At 39.5% G+C, this 13044-nt stretch carries 21 protein-coding genes; 15 read left to right on the top strand and 6 right to left on the bottom strand.

The features are described 5' to 3' along the window. The 3 genes from B2W49_RS11340 to B2W49_RS11350 form a co-directional block, all read right to left on the bottom strand. The coding region (locus tag B2W49_RS11340) for a replication protein (protein WP_291341358.1) at positions 1-445 on the bottom strand (445 nt) is incomplete at its 3' end. A gap of 44 nt (positions 446-489) precedes the next feature. Next, positions 490-948, bottom strand: a complete 459-nt coding sequence (locus B2W49_RS11345) for a phage regulatory CII family protein (RefSeq protein WP_291341360.1) — start codon at positions 946-948, stop codon at positions 490-492. 51 nt (positions 949-999) lie between these two features. Then, positions 1000-1230 carry a hypothetical protein gene (locus B2W49_RS11350; RefSeq protein WP_291341363.1) on the bottom strand — a complete coding sequence of 77 codons (231 nt, stop codon included), beginning with the start codon at positions 1228-1230 and terminating at the stop codon, positions 1000-1002. A 132-nt stretch (positions 1231-1362) separates the two neighbouring features. Here B2W49_RS11350 and B2W49_RS11355 point away from each other — a divergent pair, with 132 nt between their 5' ends. From B2W49_RS11355 to B2W49_RS11420, 14 genes are all read left to right on the top strand, one after another. Continuing rightward, positions 1363-2034, top strand: coding sequence for an XRE family transcriptional regulator (locus B2W49_RS11355; RefSeq protein ID WP_291341364.1), 672 nt, complete (start codon positions 1363-1365; stop codon positions 2032-2034). 21 nt (positions 2035-2055) lie between these two features. Next, the gene (locus B2W49_RS11360; protein WP_291341365.1) at positions 2056-2271 is read left to right on the top strand and encodes a hypothetical protein; all 216 of its coding nucleotides are present in this window, start codon (positions 2056-2058) and stop codon (positions 2269-2271) included. Positions 2272-2405: 134 nt separating this feature from the next. Beyond that, on the top strand, positions 2406-3329 hold the full coding sequence (locus tag B2W49_RS11365; protein WP_291341366.1) for a hypothetical protein: 924 nt from the start codon (positions 2406-2408) through the stop codon (positions 3327-3329). A 206-nt stretch (positions 3330-3535) separates the two neighbouring features. Then, complete coding sequence (locus B2W49_RS11370; RefSeq protein ID WP_291341367.1) at positions 3536-3976, top strand: hypothetical protein; 441 nt, start codon at positions 3536-3538, stop codon at positions 3974-3976. Further along, on the top strand, positions 3973-4506 hold the full coding sequence (locus B2W49_RS11375; protein ID WP_291341368.1) for a hypothetical protein: 534 nt from the start codon (positions 3973-3975) through the stop codon (positions 4504-4506). Before B2W49_RS11370 ends, B2W49_RS11375 begins: the two co-directional genes overlap by 4 nt. Before the next feature lie 2 nt (positions 4507-4508). Next, entirely contained in the window at positions 4509-5630 is a 1122-nt protein-coding gene (locus B2W49_RS11380; RefSeq protein WP_291341369.1) for an ATP-binding protein, read from the top strand. Next, the gene (locus tag B2W49_RS11385) at positions 5627-6304 is read left to right on the top strand and encodes a putative quorum-sensing-regulated virulence factor (RefSeq protein ID WP_291341371.1); all 678 of its coding nucleotides are present in this window, start codon (positions 5627-5629) and stop codon (positions 6302-6304) included. Before B2W49_RS11380 ends, B2W49_RS11385 begins: the two co-directional genes overlap by 4 nt. A 4-nt stretch (positions 6305-6308) precedes the next feature. Then, on the top strand, positions 6309-6497 hold the full coding sequence (locus B2W49_RS11390) for a hypothetical protein (RefSeq protein ID WP_291341373.1): 189 nt from the start codon (positions 6309-6311) through the stop codon (positions 6495-6497). Next, a complete protein-coding gene (locus B2W49_RS11395) occupies positions 6494-7417 on the top strand; it encodes a hypothetical protein (RefSeq protein ID WP_291341375.1) in 924 nt (307 codons plus the stop codon). Before B2W49_RS11390 ends, B2W49_RS11395 begins: the two co-directional genes overlap by 4 nt. 139 nt (positions 7418-7556) lie before the next feature. Continuing rightward, entirely contained in the window at positions 7557-8309 is a 753-nt protein-coding gene (locus B2W49_RS11400) for a hypothetical protein (RefSeq protein ID WP_291341377.1), read from the top strand. Beyond that, on the top strand, positions 8309-8812 hold the full coding sequence (locus tag B2W49_RS11405; RefSeq protein ID WP_291341379.1) for a hypothetical protein: 504 nt from the start codon (positions 8309-8311) through the stop codon (positions 8810-8812). The genes B2W49_RS11400 and B2W49_RS11405 overlap by 1 nt, the downstream gene beginning before the upstream one ends. Then, complete coding sequence (locus B2W49_RS11410; RefSeq protein ID WP_291341381.1) at positions 8805-8990, top strand: hypothetical protein; 186 nt, start codon at positions 8805-8807, stop codon at positions 8988-8990. Before B2W49_RS11405 ends, B2W49_RS11410 begins: the two co-directional genes overlap by 8 nt. Next, positions 8983-9300 carry a hypothetical protein gene (locus B2W49_RS11415; RefSeq protein ID WP_291341383.1) on the top strand — a complete coding sequence of 106 codons (318 nt, stop codon included), beginning with the start codon at positions 8983-8985 and terminating at the stop codon, positions 9298-9300. The genes B2W49_RS11410 and B2W49_RS11415 overlap by 8 nt, the downstream gene beginning before the upstream one ends. Then, complete coding sequence (locus tag B2W49_RS11420) at positions 9300-9566, top strand: helix-turn-helix domain-containing protein (protein ID WP_291341429.1); 267 nt, start codon at positions 9300-9302, stop codon at positions 9564-9566. The genes B2W49_RS11415 and B2W49_RS11420 overlap by 1 nt, the downstream gene beginning before the upstream one ends. Positions 9567-9573: 7 nt before the next feature. Here B2W49_RS11420 and B2W49_RS11425 read toward each other — a convergent pair whose 3' ends face one another. The 3 genes from B2W49_RS11425 to B2W49_RS11435 form a co-directional block, all read right to left on the bottom strand. Further along, positions 9574-10836, bottom strand: coding sequence for an integrase family protein (locus B2W49_RS11425; RefSeq protein ID WP_291341384.1), 1263 nt, complete (start codon positions 10834-10836; stop codon positions 9574-9576). A 522-nt stretch (positions 10837-11358) separates the two neighbouring features. Further along, positions 11359-11661, bottom strand: coding sequence for an I78 family peptidase inhibitor (locus B2W49_RS11430; protein ID WP_414630602.1), 303 nt, complete (start codon positions 11659-11661; stop codon positions 11359-11361). A gap of 391 nt (positions 11662-12052) precedes the next feature. Beyond that, positions 12053-12283, bottom strand: coding sequence for a hypothetical protein (locus B2W49_RS11435; protein ID WP_291341386.1), 231 nt, complete (start codon positions 12281-12283; stop codon positions 12053-12055). A 210-nt stretch (positions 12284-12493) separates the two neighbouring features. Here B2W49_RS11435 and B2W49_RS11440 point away from each other — a divergent pair, with 210 nt between their 5' ends. Further along, the gene (locus tag B2W49_RS11440; RefSeq protein ID WP_291341388.1) at positions 12494-12991 is read left to right on the top strand and encodes a CinA family protein; all 498 of its coding nucleotides are present in this window, start codon (positions 12494-12496) and stop codon (positions 12989-12991) included. The last annotated feature ends 53 nt before the right edge of the window (positions 12992-13044 follow it).

Genomic DNA, 13044 nt, shown 5'->3' on the forward strand with positions numbered 1-13044 from the left:
CGTCCCGTTTGGTGGTACTAGTCCCATCACCTTTAAGGGTACTACCCTCATTTGGTACTAGTCCCTTTTCGCGGTACTGGTCAGGAGTGAATAAATATTCATTTAGACAGCCTGTTGTTCTCTCAACTTTGATCAAACCAAGTTCTTCCAGATCGCGAATACATGACATAACCGTGTCGCGTTTTTTAATCCCGCAATACTTTTGAAATTGAGTAATAGCAATTGGATGTGATGCGCGATCAAACCCTATAGTTTGGCGCATGACAAACATTAAACACTTAAATGCCTTATCGTTTAACTGAGCCATAATCTGACTATCAATTAACGTGTTAGGCATCTTGGTGTAGCGCTCTTCTTTATTCGACATCGCTTTGCGCTCATTTTTTGGGAAATGAACTACTTGCCCTTGAGGTAGCGGTGGTTCATGTGCTAAATTTGTGTTCATTCAATGCCCTCTAAGTTTTGAATACAAAAGCCTGATCTCAACCATCAGGCTTTTTCTTTGCCTTCAACACAAGCGTGTACCTTGGCATCCAGTTCAGCCAATATCTTGTGCAGTTTGTTTATGACTCGTGACATATCCACCGCTTCACCGCGCGTAATACGACCATCGAGCATCATTTCTTTAAAAACCGATTGAATGTCACCGCCACTGATTCCCATGTTCAACACCAATTCAGTCAGTGCTGTATCTCGGCATTCGGGAATTTTGGGTAAATCAATTGCAACCTTTCCGTGCTCTGCATTAAGTGCATGCAAAATACGGTAATCGTTTGTGATTCCCATTAGTTTTGAAGCTTCAGCAAGCGTAATGTGATGGGTATCCGTATTTGGATTCACTTTGCTATTCAGCACGGCTGGGCTTTTAATGCCGAGTCTAGGTGCTAGAGCATTTGCCCCACCTGGGTAGTCATGCACCGTGTGATATGCCGCATCGATGATGTTCATTTAGGCTTCCTTTGAACGTGTTTAAATAAAATCAATTGGTTGATAATTGATTTAAGCGGCCAAGTTCTTAGGGTTTGCCTTATCCATTAACCACTCCTTGGAAATTTGTCCATGACTGTTGTTGGCTAATGTTTGGGCATAATTAGTTTCACCTGTGTAGTCAGTCCGCGGGAGTGCGCCCTTTTCTTCCATCTTCCGAATAGCTACATAAGAAATCCCTAATAAATTTGCTGCTATGGTGCGACCACCAACTGCTGCAATTGCTTTTTGCATTGGATTCATTAATTAAACCTTTATTAAACCAGATAAACATAATTAATTAAACCATGAGTTAAAGTTTGTTGCAACCAATGGTTGATTCCATTTAGTGGTTTTTTATTGAATAATTTAACCAATGGTTAAAGGCGGGTATTTATGAACACTCTTGTTGAAAGATTGCAAAAAGCTTTAGATGATAAAAAATTGTCATGGTCAAAGGCTTCAACAATGATTGGGCTTTCACCGCAAGCACCTTCTAAATGGAAGAAAGGTCAAATCGGGAAAGAGACGCTAGAAAAGCTTGCTGAACTTCTAGAGGTTGATGTTGGTTGGTTGTTAACGGGTAAAGATGCAGGAGTATTTGAGCCTTTAGTTACAGTTGAAACTGTGGTTGCAACCGAAGACCACAAAGATGATTTTGTTTGGATCGATGTTGTTGAGGCTGTCTTTTCATGTGGTGCTGGCGAATCAATTGAATTTCACTTTGACACCATTAATGGAAAAATCCCATTTTCACCTTCATTTATGAAAGAGAAAGGCGTTACTGAAAAAACCATGAAAATCATTAAAGCCAAAGGCGAAAGCATGGCGGATTTCATTAAGGATGGTGACCTAGTTGGTATCAACTTAGCGCAAACGGACATTATTGATGGTGAAATTTACGCTGTGTATTTAGCTGGCGAAGGCATGTTGAAGCAAATATTCAAAGAAGCTGACGGCTCTTTGGTGCTTCATAGCTTGAATGAAAAGTTTCCAGACAGAATTGTAAGTGAAGAAAACGGAAGGAATTTTAAAGTAATAGGTCGCCAGTTTTGGCGGGCGGGATAAATTTAAAAATAGAGAATACTTATGCACCCAAAACAAATAATGAATCAAATCATTGAGCGTATTAACAATGCTGCAGCTGATAGCGAGTCACTAACACTTAACCCTGAAGAAGTTAAAATTCTTTCAGAAGAAATTGGCGACCTTCATTTCATCCCTGTGCTTAGTAATGAGCAAATTATTAAACTTTGCAATGAAGGAAAGTTAGGGCAAAAAATGGTTGAAGAAAAAAAGAAATAAAAGCCGCTATATGCGGCTTCAAGTCTTTAATTTCATTAGTTATATCTATATATAGCTAAGAATAATACACTTAAAAAATTAGTAACAAAGCGAAACTGGCGTATCCAGTGTAATTATTTAAGAAGGGGGTAAAAGTGGAATTAGGTGAACTGACAATTAATGAAAATGGTTCTGCTATTTTTTTTGCAGAATATAGAGCTAGATTCACGATTGATGAGCCAGTACCAGTCGATATTGCTATCAAAAGTTTAAAAAGCTTTGAGGCTTTATTGGAAAGGACAAGATTGTTGGTTTCTATGTCTATGGAAAATATAAATATCGAAAGTACTGAGGTATTTGTAAAGGAAGTAGGTGAAGGCAGTTTTATTGTTGATTTTTTGGTAAAATACGTTATAGGTGAAGAAAATCGACAAAAAGCCGAGGAAATTTACGAATCTACTGTAAGGAATAATGAAAAAGTGAGGACGGTAGTTGCTCTTGGAGTTGGTGCTGCACTGGTAGTAGGCGCTCAAGCCCTACACTCTAATTTTTTCCCTTCCGCCCCTCAACAACCAGCTATTGAGGCATACAATAGCGTTATCATAAATGCAGCAGGTGATGTAAATATCTCACCAGAACAAATCAAAGAATATCAGAACTCCTTAAGAGACTCCAAAAAACTCGCTCAAGAAACTGTTAATGCTTTAGCTCCTGCTCGTTTAACCCCAAACAGTACAATAGAAGTAGATGGATTACAGCACTTAAATGTAGAACCTCAATTTATTAATAACGTTCCAGAAACATACCAGCCTCCAACTCCTGATGAACGTGAAGAAGCTCACTCAAATGTAGATGTGTTGATTTTTGCAAGTGATAAAGATAGGTCAGAGACAGGCTGGGCAGGCAATATACCAAGTTTATTTACTAAAAGAGTAAAATTTATTCTTGGCGATGATGTCCAGCCAAGTGTATTGCACGGCACTGTCCAAGTTAAAGCTGATATATTAGTAAGAGAGCGGTTTAATAAGAACAAAAGAAAGTACGAGCCATATGAGGTTTTGATTTTAGCAATTAATTAAAGATTAAAATTTTTTTAACCCACCCTAGCGGTGGGTTTTCTTTTGTCTATTAAACCTTATAAGAAAAATAATTTAAACCTATTTTCACCTTTGGTTTAATTTTTAGTTGACACTTATTTATACCTTTGGTTTAATTACTTCCAAGGACAACAAAAAAGCACACCGACCGCTAAATCATGTGTGCTTTTCCAAACTGCGAGGTAATTATGAATACAACAACTCAATCTTTCAAGTATCCAATTGTAGCTATGGCTGCTGCAGTTGCCACAGTGGGCGCTTTGGCTGTCACCTACACACCAGAGCCAACGACTTACACACCCGCTTTCACAGCGAACACTGCGCCATCTCAGTACGAGCTTTTACAACTTCGTATGACTGACGCCAACAAAGGTCAGGCGGTAATTCGTTTAGATGGTTTCCGCATCACTACAACTTTTGAAGTTGAAGCATTTGAAGATAATTACGGCGTTCCAGGTTCTGAATTTACCGCTGTTGATGTCACCAGTCTTGATGACGTTCAGGTCTTTGATGCAACTGGCAAACGCTATAACGACTTTACCGATCACATCGATCACCGAAACATGAATGCGCTAATCAAAGCGCACATCGAAAAACACCGTTTAGTTACCGTGGGAGATGAATCATGAATTTTGCAACTCCAGAACAAGTGTTCACTGCCCTTGGTGATGGCAAGGACGTTTATTGGTCAGAGGATGGTTCAAGCGATTGGACTCCTTTAAACCAAAAGTCACAGCTTAACTTTTCAGACTTGTACTCAGGCTTTTTAAAGTTCCGAGTTGATGATCTTCCGAAAATAAGCATGCCGATTGAAGTTACCGACACACAGTACTTTTCAGCCTTTGTACGTCATGAGGGCAGCTTTGAAATTTACCGTGTGGGCACAACAAAAACCCGTTTTTATGCACTAAAGCTGAAACGTAATATGCGCTCTGAAAACTACTTTTCAAACATTGATGTATTTGCAGTTAATACTGACGGTAGTTTGAAAAAGGTGTTTAGAACAGTTGCTAATGACTGGGTATTTAGTGCTTTGGAAACAGCTCGCAAAGCGAATCGTAACCGCGAATATAACCAAATTCTGCAGGATACTGGCTTCTTTTCTAGCAAAGAATATGGCGACCACCGACGCAGAAGCCGCCGCATGGGAGGGATGTAATCATGGCATTACCGATTATTACAGCTGACCAGCCGCTAATTGTTCAGGCAATCATTACCTACATCTATGCGGATCCTGGTCTTGGTAAAACTTCTATGGGTTTTACAGGTGACAAAGCCATTTCTTTTGACTTTGACAAAGGTGCACACCGTACTGGTGAGCTACGTCGTGGTGCTGTGGTTCCTGTTCAGCAATGGTCTGATGTTGCAAATATCACCCTGCAGGATTTAGCACCGTATAACACTGTTGTGATTGATACCGTGGGCGCAATGCTTGAAAGCATTAAAACCCACCTGCTTGGCAACCGTGAAAACCGTCAAAAGGATGGTTCACTCAAGCTTAAGGCTCAGGGTTTGGCCAACAACATTTTCACTCAATACGTGAACAACTTGGTCAGTTCGGGTAAAGACGTTGTGTTCATTGCTCACGCATCAGAAGACAACTCAGGCGACCAAGTTATTTACCGTCCAGACTTAGGCGGTAAAAACCGAAATATGCTTTATCGCATTGCAGACATCATGGGTTATTTGACCACTGTCACTACCAGTGAAGGTAAAAGTGCACGTGTAATTAGCTTTAAGCCATCCCCTACTCACCACGCTAAAAACTCAGGTGCTTTAGGGGGTGAAACGGGCGAGGTTTGGGTGCCTGATCTGAAAGAGCACCCGCGCTTTTTGGCTGACTTAATTAATCAAGCCAAGGGCCATATCAACACACTAACCCCTGCACAGCTTGAAGAGCAAAAGGCTCAGCAAGACTTGGGTAACTGGGAGCAAAGCTGCAATGAAGCAAAGCATGCTGGCGATATTAACGAACTGACAGCTTCTTTGGTTAAAGAGCATCGTTATTACGACGTTATGCGCAAAACTCTACTTCACCATGCAAAGCGACTGGAATGCACATTCAACAAAGAATTGAACAAATGGATTGGGCCAAAAGAGTTTTTAGGCATCACGGATGAACAGCGCGATGAACTTCAAGAACTGCTTGCCCAAAACGATATTGATGTCATGACGTTCTGTGAAGAACAAGGAATTGACAGTCTTTTAGCAATCAATGCCGCTGACTTCCAGACAGTAAAAACACACATTTTAAACAGTAACAAAGAGGCTGCTATCGCATGAACGCAATCATTTTAGACACCGAAACTCATGACATGAACGGATATCCGATTGAGATTTCGTATTCGCCTTGCGACTTTATAGATGGCGCTTTGCACGTGGGGCATGAATTGAATTTTGATGAATACTTTTCATGCCCAGAACGCATCTCTTTTGGTGCGATGGCAGTGCATCACATTTTGGAATCCGACATTGCAGGCAAGCCAAGCTATGAAACATTCCGCTTGCCTACCACAGTCAAATACATGATCGGTCACAACATTGATTATGACGTTGCAGCAGTTAAAAAGTGCGACCCAAAAATTGAAGTGAAAGCAATTTGTACTATGGCACTTGCTCGGATGCTATGGCCTGAATCAGATAGTCATACGCTTGGCGCCTTGTATTACCAAATCAATGAAGACAAAGAAAAGGCTCGTAAGCATTTGCGCAATGCTCATAACGCGAAATATGACATTTACTTCACTGGTGTATTACTTGAGGTGTTGGTTGGCGAGCTGGGCATCAAAGATATGAACTCGCTTTACATGATGTCTGAAACAGCACGTATTCCGAAAACAATCACATTCGGCAAATACAAAGGTACTTACATTGATGACCTGCCGAGTGACTACAAAGCTTGGTTACTACGTCAGGATGACGTGGACCCGTACCTACGCAAAGCATTAAAGGGATAAGAACATGAAGAAAAATTATGTTTGGTCTTACAAGGCCAAAGTACAAGGCGGGCGTGGTTTTATCACTGGTCAGGTTGAAGCACCTACTTTCAGCCAAGCAGAAAAAATGGTTTTTGATGACAATTTATTAGTGGATTCGGTTGAGCTGAAATTATGCCGAAATGTGAAGCCAACACAGGAGTTTGCAGCATGAGTATTTTAACGGGTAATGAAGCTTTTGCGGCCATGGCTGCAGGTCAATCAATCGAATGCCGTCATAAAGACGCGACTGTATTTGATGCTATTGGAAACTTCCCTGCCACTGTATTTTTTGATACTGACCATGAATTCCGCATTGCGATCGTGTTTATGACTATTGGTGAAATACAGGTACCAGAAGCAGTCAAAGAAGTGCCTGCCAAGGGTATTCAATGCTTCACCCCATCAGTTCTAACTGAGGAATTGAGCAAGGGCTTTAAGTGGAAAAACAGCGCAAATGACTTGGTGCTTTTAAACCGTGGCTTGGTGCATTTAGTGCAAGAACATGCTGAAACGCATGCCAAAGCATTAATTGCTGTAAGCGGTGGAAGTCTTGAATCGCCTGCAGAAACAGTTGTGGCCAAACCTGAAATTAATGTTGCTGAGCCTGAGCCAGTAAATGAAATTGAGCAAGTTTTAGGGCCTATCGCAAACAAGCAAGATAATGATCTGTCTGTTGCTAACTTGCAGAAACTTCAACAAGAAGCCGAACTGTTATGCAACAAACCTGCAGAAGAATCAGCCGATGCAAAGTACCAGACATTACTTGATGACTTGATTAGTCGCGCTGCTGTTGCTGCCTCTCCTGCAGAAGTAAATGCTCTTGCAGGCTATACAAAAGAATGGACTGCAGAACAACGCAAACCACTGCTTACAGCTATTAGTAAGCGCTTAATGCAGTTGAGCCCGAAGCCTGAAATTGAGCAGCCACCTTCTTTAATGGTGCAAATCCAAAATGCACCCGACTTGACCACACTTGATGCACTTGAAATTGATGTGTCAGCTCGTGCACCTGAGATTCAACCAAAGCTGATGGACTATATAAAGAAACGTCGCTTTGAGTTGGAAAACGGCGTAAGTGCGGTGACTTCATGAGTTTTTCATATTCAACCATCACCCGAACACTGACAGTGTTCGGGACCAAGATGACACACATATTTAACAACGTGAGTTTAGGTGAAATTGACAGCCTAATTCTAGACGCAAAATTCAAAGAAGCGAACTGGAGAGAATAATGAATTCAGCTGCTGATATGAGACGCTTTCATGAGCAGACAGCTCTACAAAAAGCAAAAGACAGGGTAATTGATGCTTTAAAGAATGACCCGCTTGGCTTATCTGCAAACCAATTAATGACTGTTTGCCGCTTGAGTATCAAGACAGTGAAAAACATCCTAGCAACGATCGATGTGCAAGAAGAGCATGGCGTTTATTTCCTGTCAGGTGTAGCTAGAGCAGAAATTTCAACTGAACCACAGGCAGAACAAGTCACAACTGTAGTGCAGGTAAAGGCTCATGATGCAATTTTGCAGTATTTGCATGACTTCCCTGCTGGTTTAACAAAGCCTGAATTGATGGCTGCTTTACAACTGAATGACAAGCAATTCACCAATGGCATTTATAAGTTGAATAAGGATGGTGCAATTATCCGTACAGGTAAATTCGGCAGCTACAAATACCAATTAAAAACTAATGGCCAAGAAATGAATACTGAAGCTATTGCGGCACCAGTTGCTGAAGAAAATGTGATTAGTGTGCAGCCTGTTGTAGAAATATCTGCTCAGGATCCACAACTAAGTGAGCCTGATGCCATCGCTTTATTAAAAGATCAGGTTAAAACAGTGGTCACACGTAAAAGTGAATTGACTATAAAGCAAGACCAACTGAGTGAACTTTTATCAAGTGTATTCGGTTTAAACACAGTCAATTTTTGTGTTGAAGGTAGCCGTTTAGTAGGTGTGCATCTTTCTCAAGAAGAGGTGGCGTGATGGATATTCAGAAAGAAAAAATTGCTCATGAAAAACACCTACTTTCACAAGGTGTGGATTTCAAATATTTGCCGAACATTCAATATAACGAATTGGAAAATGTTTATGAGCTAATTGAATGGGATGAGGAGTATGGCGAAGCCCTGAATGAAATTAATTCAAGCTGGTGTACATGGCAAGCAGCCAAAGCCAACGCTATTCCAGATGGTTTTGTGGTTGTGCCTAGAAAATCAATAGAACACTGGTATTTAGATGAGGGTGAATCTCTTTGGATGGATGAGCCTGATAACTGGTTGTGTGATATGTATGTAGGTGATATTCAAGAAGTTAAGCATAAGGAATACATAGTCACAGAAAGCAACACCCTTTATGCAACTAAGATTTGGGACGATGAAAACCAAGATGTTAGTACTTGGGAGTTTTTCAACTCTAAAGATGATGCAGAAAAAGCGGCTGAATATTGTAAAGCCATGATCGAAGCACAGGAGCCAATCAATGACTGAGATTGATTTAAGACGTGGTGATTTTGAAGCCATGCACCCAAAAGCAAAACTGTTTGGCTTTGATGAAGATAAAAAGCTGTACATCGGAGATGATGTTGAGAGCATTAACTTCCAATGGACGACTTGGTGCGCATGTATTGGCATGTTGTGCTTGGAGATGGAGCCAGCCAATGACTGAAATTCAACAAACGAACGTCGGCGTGGCGAATTTCATTGCTGGTGAGTTGCACAAGGAGTTGCCCTTTGACTTGGTGTTAGATCCAGGTGAAACAGGCGCTCTTTATGAAATAGCGGTTGATATGCGTCATTTAAATTCTGATTTTGTTGAATGGGTTATCAAGGTCACAAAGAGTAGAAAGGTTGATGGTACTGGAATCATTATCCGTGTGCAAAAACACTTTGTGCATCCGCTCTACAACATGCTTGCTTTATATATTAATAAGCATGACCAGTATGGTGTGATTAAAGCTTTGGGAGAGGTGTCGTGATGGCATTAAAAAACTTGGACTCAGTTGCTGAATGTAAAAAACAGCAATTACTTGAAAGTTTTATAGCTGCTCCAAATGATCAAAATTTTGGTCAAGAAGTGGTGGCTCTATATTTGGGTTGCTCCCCTTGGACACTGGCACGAATGCGCTGCGATGGCTCTGAGTTACCCTATACGAAAATTGGACGACGCATCGCCTATAAAAAACGTGATGTGCTGGCCTACGAAAAAAGCCGCACAACAACGTGCACGGCTCAGTACGCATAAGGCAGGTCTATCCTGCCTTTATTTGTTTTAAGCGCTCATCCCAAACACTTTCATAATTAAAACAGTCAATTTTGCCCTGATAAACTGCTTCTACCATGTTCATTGAAGCCCTGAGCTCTTCCATAGGAATTTGCACATATCCACCAGTCACATCGACACGCGGTCTGGCAGTATGGTTGAGTAGCCGTTTGGTCACGTAAATATTAAATCGAAGTAAATTACAAATCGTAGCGAAAGTACGTCGGAAATCGTGCATTGAAACATAGAAATCCACCTGATCACCTATGACTCTTAGAATCCGATCAACACAGGTGGCATGGATGTTTGCTGACGTTGGTATTTTTGTCGCAGGGAAAACCCAATCGTTCTCACGCAATAAATAACGGTCTTTCAGGATTGATAATAGATGTTCACCTATTGGAAACCAATGGTCAGCGCCATTTTTTGTATCCCTAAACACAACAGTTCCATCTTTAAAATTGATGTCAGTCCATTTCAGCTTACAAACTTCCTGACGACGGCAACCCGTATACATTGTGAATAAAAGTATATCTCGATGTGTGTTAGATCGAGCAGTATTTTCTAAATTCAGTTCATCCTGATAATTCAGAACGGCATTGTAATATTTGTGAATAACATCTTTATCCAAGTGCCTTTCACGACGCTCAATTTTATTCCAGCCCTTGGTTACAGCAATAACATCAACAGGATTTGTGCGCAGGATTGGATCCTCATCACTTGAGTACAGCACATGCATATATTTCCACAACGTACCCAGTAGCGATACAGCACCATTGGCAGATGAAGGGCTCAACTTAGTTACTTCAATAAATTTATCCAGGACTTCACTTTTGGTGATTTCAAATAATTTTCTATTAGACCAGCGCAAATACAAATTGAAGTACTTATTATATTGTTTGACTGTTTTTGGCTTGAAGTCATTTTTGCTTAGATAAATATCCAATGCTTCTTGTACTGTAATATCAAGTGGATTATTAACAACTTGTTTTTTAGATGGCTTTACATACTCACCATTGGCAATTTTAGCCAAAATGGTTTGTGCTTTTGCACGAGCAGACAAGGTAGAAATCTCATTAGTTTTACCTAACACTACCCTGTACAGCTCCCCTGCATTTCGTCTTTCAATAATATAGGATTTTGATTTGGTGGTAGCACGGACAGCAAAGCCAATTAACTCACTATCCCGATAAATTTTTTGACCTGACGTCGTCAATGGAATAGCATCAACATTGGACTTGTTGAGTTTCATATTTAATACCAGATACCTTAGACAGTACTGATTTAAGCATGTTTCTCAACAGTCTACAAATAATCTACAAGCAAAAAAGTGACACAATAAAACCTGAAAAATATCAACACAACTATTTGTTTTTGTTATATTTATAAAAATACACATTCCACAATAGTTCTATAGAAAAAGTAGAATCCACCTAAGCGTGTCGATATATTCAAGGCTTGCATAAATGTATATTTCCTTGATTTTTCAAACACATAAACAAGTGCATTATCTGACCTGATCTAAAATTTTAAGACTCCGATATATTAACACTGTAGTAATTTAATTTTGAGTCAATGACTGATTAAAGCGGAAAATACCCTAAAAATCACATCAAATTTTCAGAGTAATATGGCTTTGTTGCATAAATATTTTTTAAAATACTGATTTTTAATGTTTTATGGAAATTTCAACAAAAATAAATTAAATAAAATCATAGTTTAAGGTGTTTGTGCAACAAAGCCGAGTAATATTGAGAAGTTTTGTTAAAATTGTTTAGCCGCAAGATGCTTGCAGAATAATTTTAGTTTTCGGATCGACCAGCACAGTGACGCGATTCATACGATTATCCATGGTGACAGGCTGCCCTGGTGCAACCATTCTCACAATTTCAGCTCGGGTCAGCGCTTTAATTTGTGTTTCAGACAAGCCTGTTATACCGACTAACTGCCCAGTAGATTCTGGGACACAATTTTGCATGGTCTGTGTCCCCTGAGTTTGTTCATTTACAGGTTGATTGCTACACGCAGCTAAAGTTGCCACGCTTAAAACAGTCAGAACACTATATAACTTTTTCATATTTATACTCGTTTTTGCTTTCTTCAAAGGGTAATCCCCCCCCTAAAAATAACATAACTGATTCAATGCATAGTAAATTTACAGTAAAAACTGCCATGCTAAATTTTTTATTGATCAAAATAGATTAGACGCAAGTTTGAATTAAGTTTAATTCTCAATCACCCTTAAGCTCATTTCAGCCAAAATAGCCTAGTTGACAAATGCTGATCTATAAAAATACCAGTAGAAATGTGTGATATTGTTATCTTTTGATCAATTCTTCAATTCTTCAATTTTTCCTCGTGTGAAAAATTAAAAAATTTGCATCCAATGGCTAAAAAGCACTAACTTCGATACGATCCACTAGTCTGCAGTTATATTGAGTCTCTGTCTAATTTAGATTGATATAACTTTAAATCACTAAAACTCTAACAATGATGGTTTGATATTCTTCATTTTCCTCAATCAGTTGTAAACGCTTTTGTTCTTTACTCACCACCTTAAAACGCAAGTTTTGATATTCAATAATGCTCGGAATTTGGTCAAAATATTGTGCATCGGCATCAAATTCATCTTCAAATAATGATGTGCCAAGTTGATAATCCATGCTTTTTAAAACGATATATTTCACCGTTGTTTTCATCACAGCATCCTTTTATTGCTTTTCGCTTTACTTTTATTTGTATCACCGTTCATTCCACGTTTAAACCCATAATTGTAAATTATGCTGTATTTATAGGCAGTTAAATCATGAACATTCTCTTTCAGTATTTTACTTTTTGATGTTTTTTCGCACAAGTCAGTAAAATTCAGTACACTTGAGCAGCTTATTCTATTCTCTTGTAGATTTATCATGCTCAAACAATGTTGTGCTTTACTTGAACAACGCCAACAGACTGTGGCTTTTATAGAAAGTGCCAGCTCAGGTTACTTATGTAGTCAGTTTTCTATTTATAAAAATAGCGGTGCGAATATTTTACTCGGTGGATTGGTCAGTTACGATCCAAGCATTAAACGTGAAATCCTGAAAGTCAGCGCAGAAATGATTGATACGTATACTGCAGAATCACCCGAAGTTACTCAAGCCATGGCAATTCAGGGGCAAAAGTTATTTAGCCGTGCTGACTTTGTTGTAGCATGCACAGGCTTACTCAAACCAGGTGGCAGTGCCACACCTGAAAAACCTGTCGGGACATTTTTTATCGCTATTCAATATCTGCAGCAGACTTATCATTACCAATATTGTTTAGGAGGTAATCCCTTACAGCGTCTAGAACAACTAACCAATTTGGTTGCCCAAAACCTGATTGATTTAATCCAGCAAGATTCTAATACGCCAACGACATCATGAAATAAACCTAAAGAATAAACTGCATAACTCACACACTTTATTCATGGTTCAGT

The sequence above is a fragment of the Acinetobacter sp. UBA801 genome (assembly GCA_002296655.1).
GTDB lineage: Bacteria > Pseudomonadota > Gammaproteobacteria > Pseudomonadales > Moraxellaceae > Acinetobacter.

What these genes read in the sequence shown, in the direction of transcription:
- B2W49_RS11410 (WP_291341381.1), top strand. Translation starts at nt 8,805, where the DNA reads ATGACTGAGATTGATTTAAGACGTGGTGATTTTGAAGCCATGCACCCA.
- B2W49_RS11400 (WP_291341377.1), top strand. Translation starts at nt 7,557, where the DNA reads ATGAATTCAGCTGCTGATATGAGACGCTTTCATGAGCAGACAGCTCTA.
- B2W49_RS11395 (WP_291341375.1), top strand. Translation starts at nt 6,494, where the DNA reads ATGAGTATTTTAACGGGTAATGAAGCTTTTGCGGCCATGGCTGCAGGT.
- B2W49_RS11375 (WP_291341368.1), top strand. Translation starts at nt 3,973, where the DNA reads ATGAATTTTGCAACTCCAGAACAAGTGTTCACTGCCCTTGGTGATGGC.
- B2W49_RS11345 (WP_291341360.1), bottom strand. Translation starts at nt 948, where the DNA reads ATGAACATCATCGATGCGGCATATCACACGGTGCATGACTACCCAGGT.
- B2W49_RS11350 (WP_291341363.1), bottom strand. Translation starts at nt 1,230, where the DNA reads ATGAATCCAATGCAAAAAGCAATTGCAGCAGTTGGTGGTCGCACCATA.
- B2W49_RS11370 (WP_291341367.1), top strand. Translation starts at nt 3,536, where the DNA reads ATGAATACAACAACTCAATCTTTCAAGTATCCAATTGTAGCTATGGCT.
- B2W49_RS11440 (WP_291341388.1), top strand. Translation starts at nt 12,494, where the DNA reads ATGCTCAAACAATGTTGTGCTTTACTTGAACAACGCCAACAGACTGTG.
- B2W49_RS11415 (WP_291341383.1), top strand. Translation starts at nt 8,983, where the DNA reads ATGACTGAAATTCAACAAACGAACGTCGGCGTGGCGAATTTCATTGCT.
- B2W49_RS11385 (WP_291341371.1), top strand. Translation starts at nt 5,627, where the DNA reads ATGAACGCAATCATTTTAGACACCGAAACTCATGACATGAACGGATAT.
- B2W49_RS11425 (WP_291341384.1), bottom strand. Translation starts at nt 10,836, where the DNA reads ATGAAACTCAACAAGTCCAATGTTGATGCTATTCCATTGACGACGTCA.
- B2W49_RS11430 (WP_414630602.1), bottom strand. Translation starts at nt 11,661, where the DNA reads ATGAAAAAGTTATATAGTGTTCTGACTGTTTTAAGCGTGGCAACTTTA.
- B2W49_RS11380 (WP_291341369.1), top strand. Translation starts at nt 4,509, where the DNA reads ATGGCATTACCGATTATTACAGCTGACCAGCCGCTAATTGTTCAGGCA.
- B2W49_RS11390 (WP_291341373.1), top strand. Translation starts at nt 6,309, where the DNA reads ATGAAGAAAAATTATGTTTGGTCTTACAAGGCCAAAGTACAAGGCGGG.
- B2W49_RS11405 (WP_291341379.1), top strand. Translation starts at nt 8,309, where the DNA reads ATGGATATTCAGAAAGAAAAAATTGCTCATGAAAAACACCTACTTTCA.
- B2W49_RS11360 (WP_291341365.1), top strand. Translation starts at nt 2,056, where the DNA reads ATGCACCCAAAACAAATAATGAATCAAATCATTGAGCGTATTAACAAT.
- B2W49_RS11435 (WP_291341386.1), bottom strand. Translation starts at nt 12,283, where the DNA reads ATGAAAACAACGGTGAAATATATCGTTTTAAAAAGCATGGATTATCAA.
- B2W49_RS11420 (WP_291341429.1), top strand. Translation starts at nt 9,300, where the DNA reads ATGGCATTAAAAAACTTGGACTCAGTTGCTGAATGTAAAAAACAGCAA.
- B2W49_RS11355 (WP_291341364.1), top strand. Translation starts at nt 1,363, where the DNA reads ATGAACACTCTTGTTGAAAGATTGCAAAAAGCTTTAGATGATAAAAAA.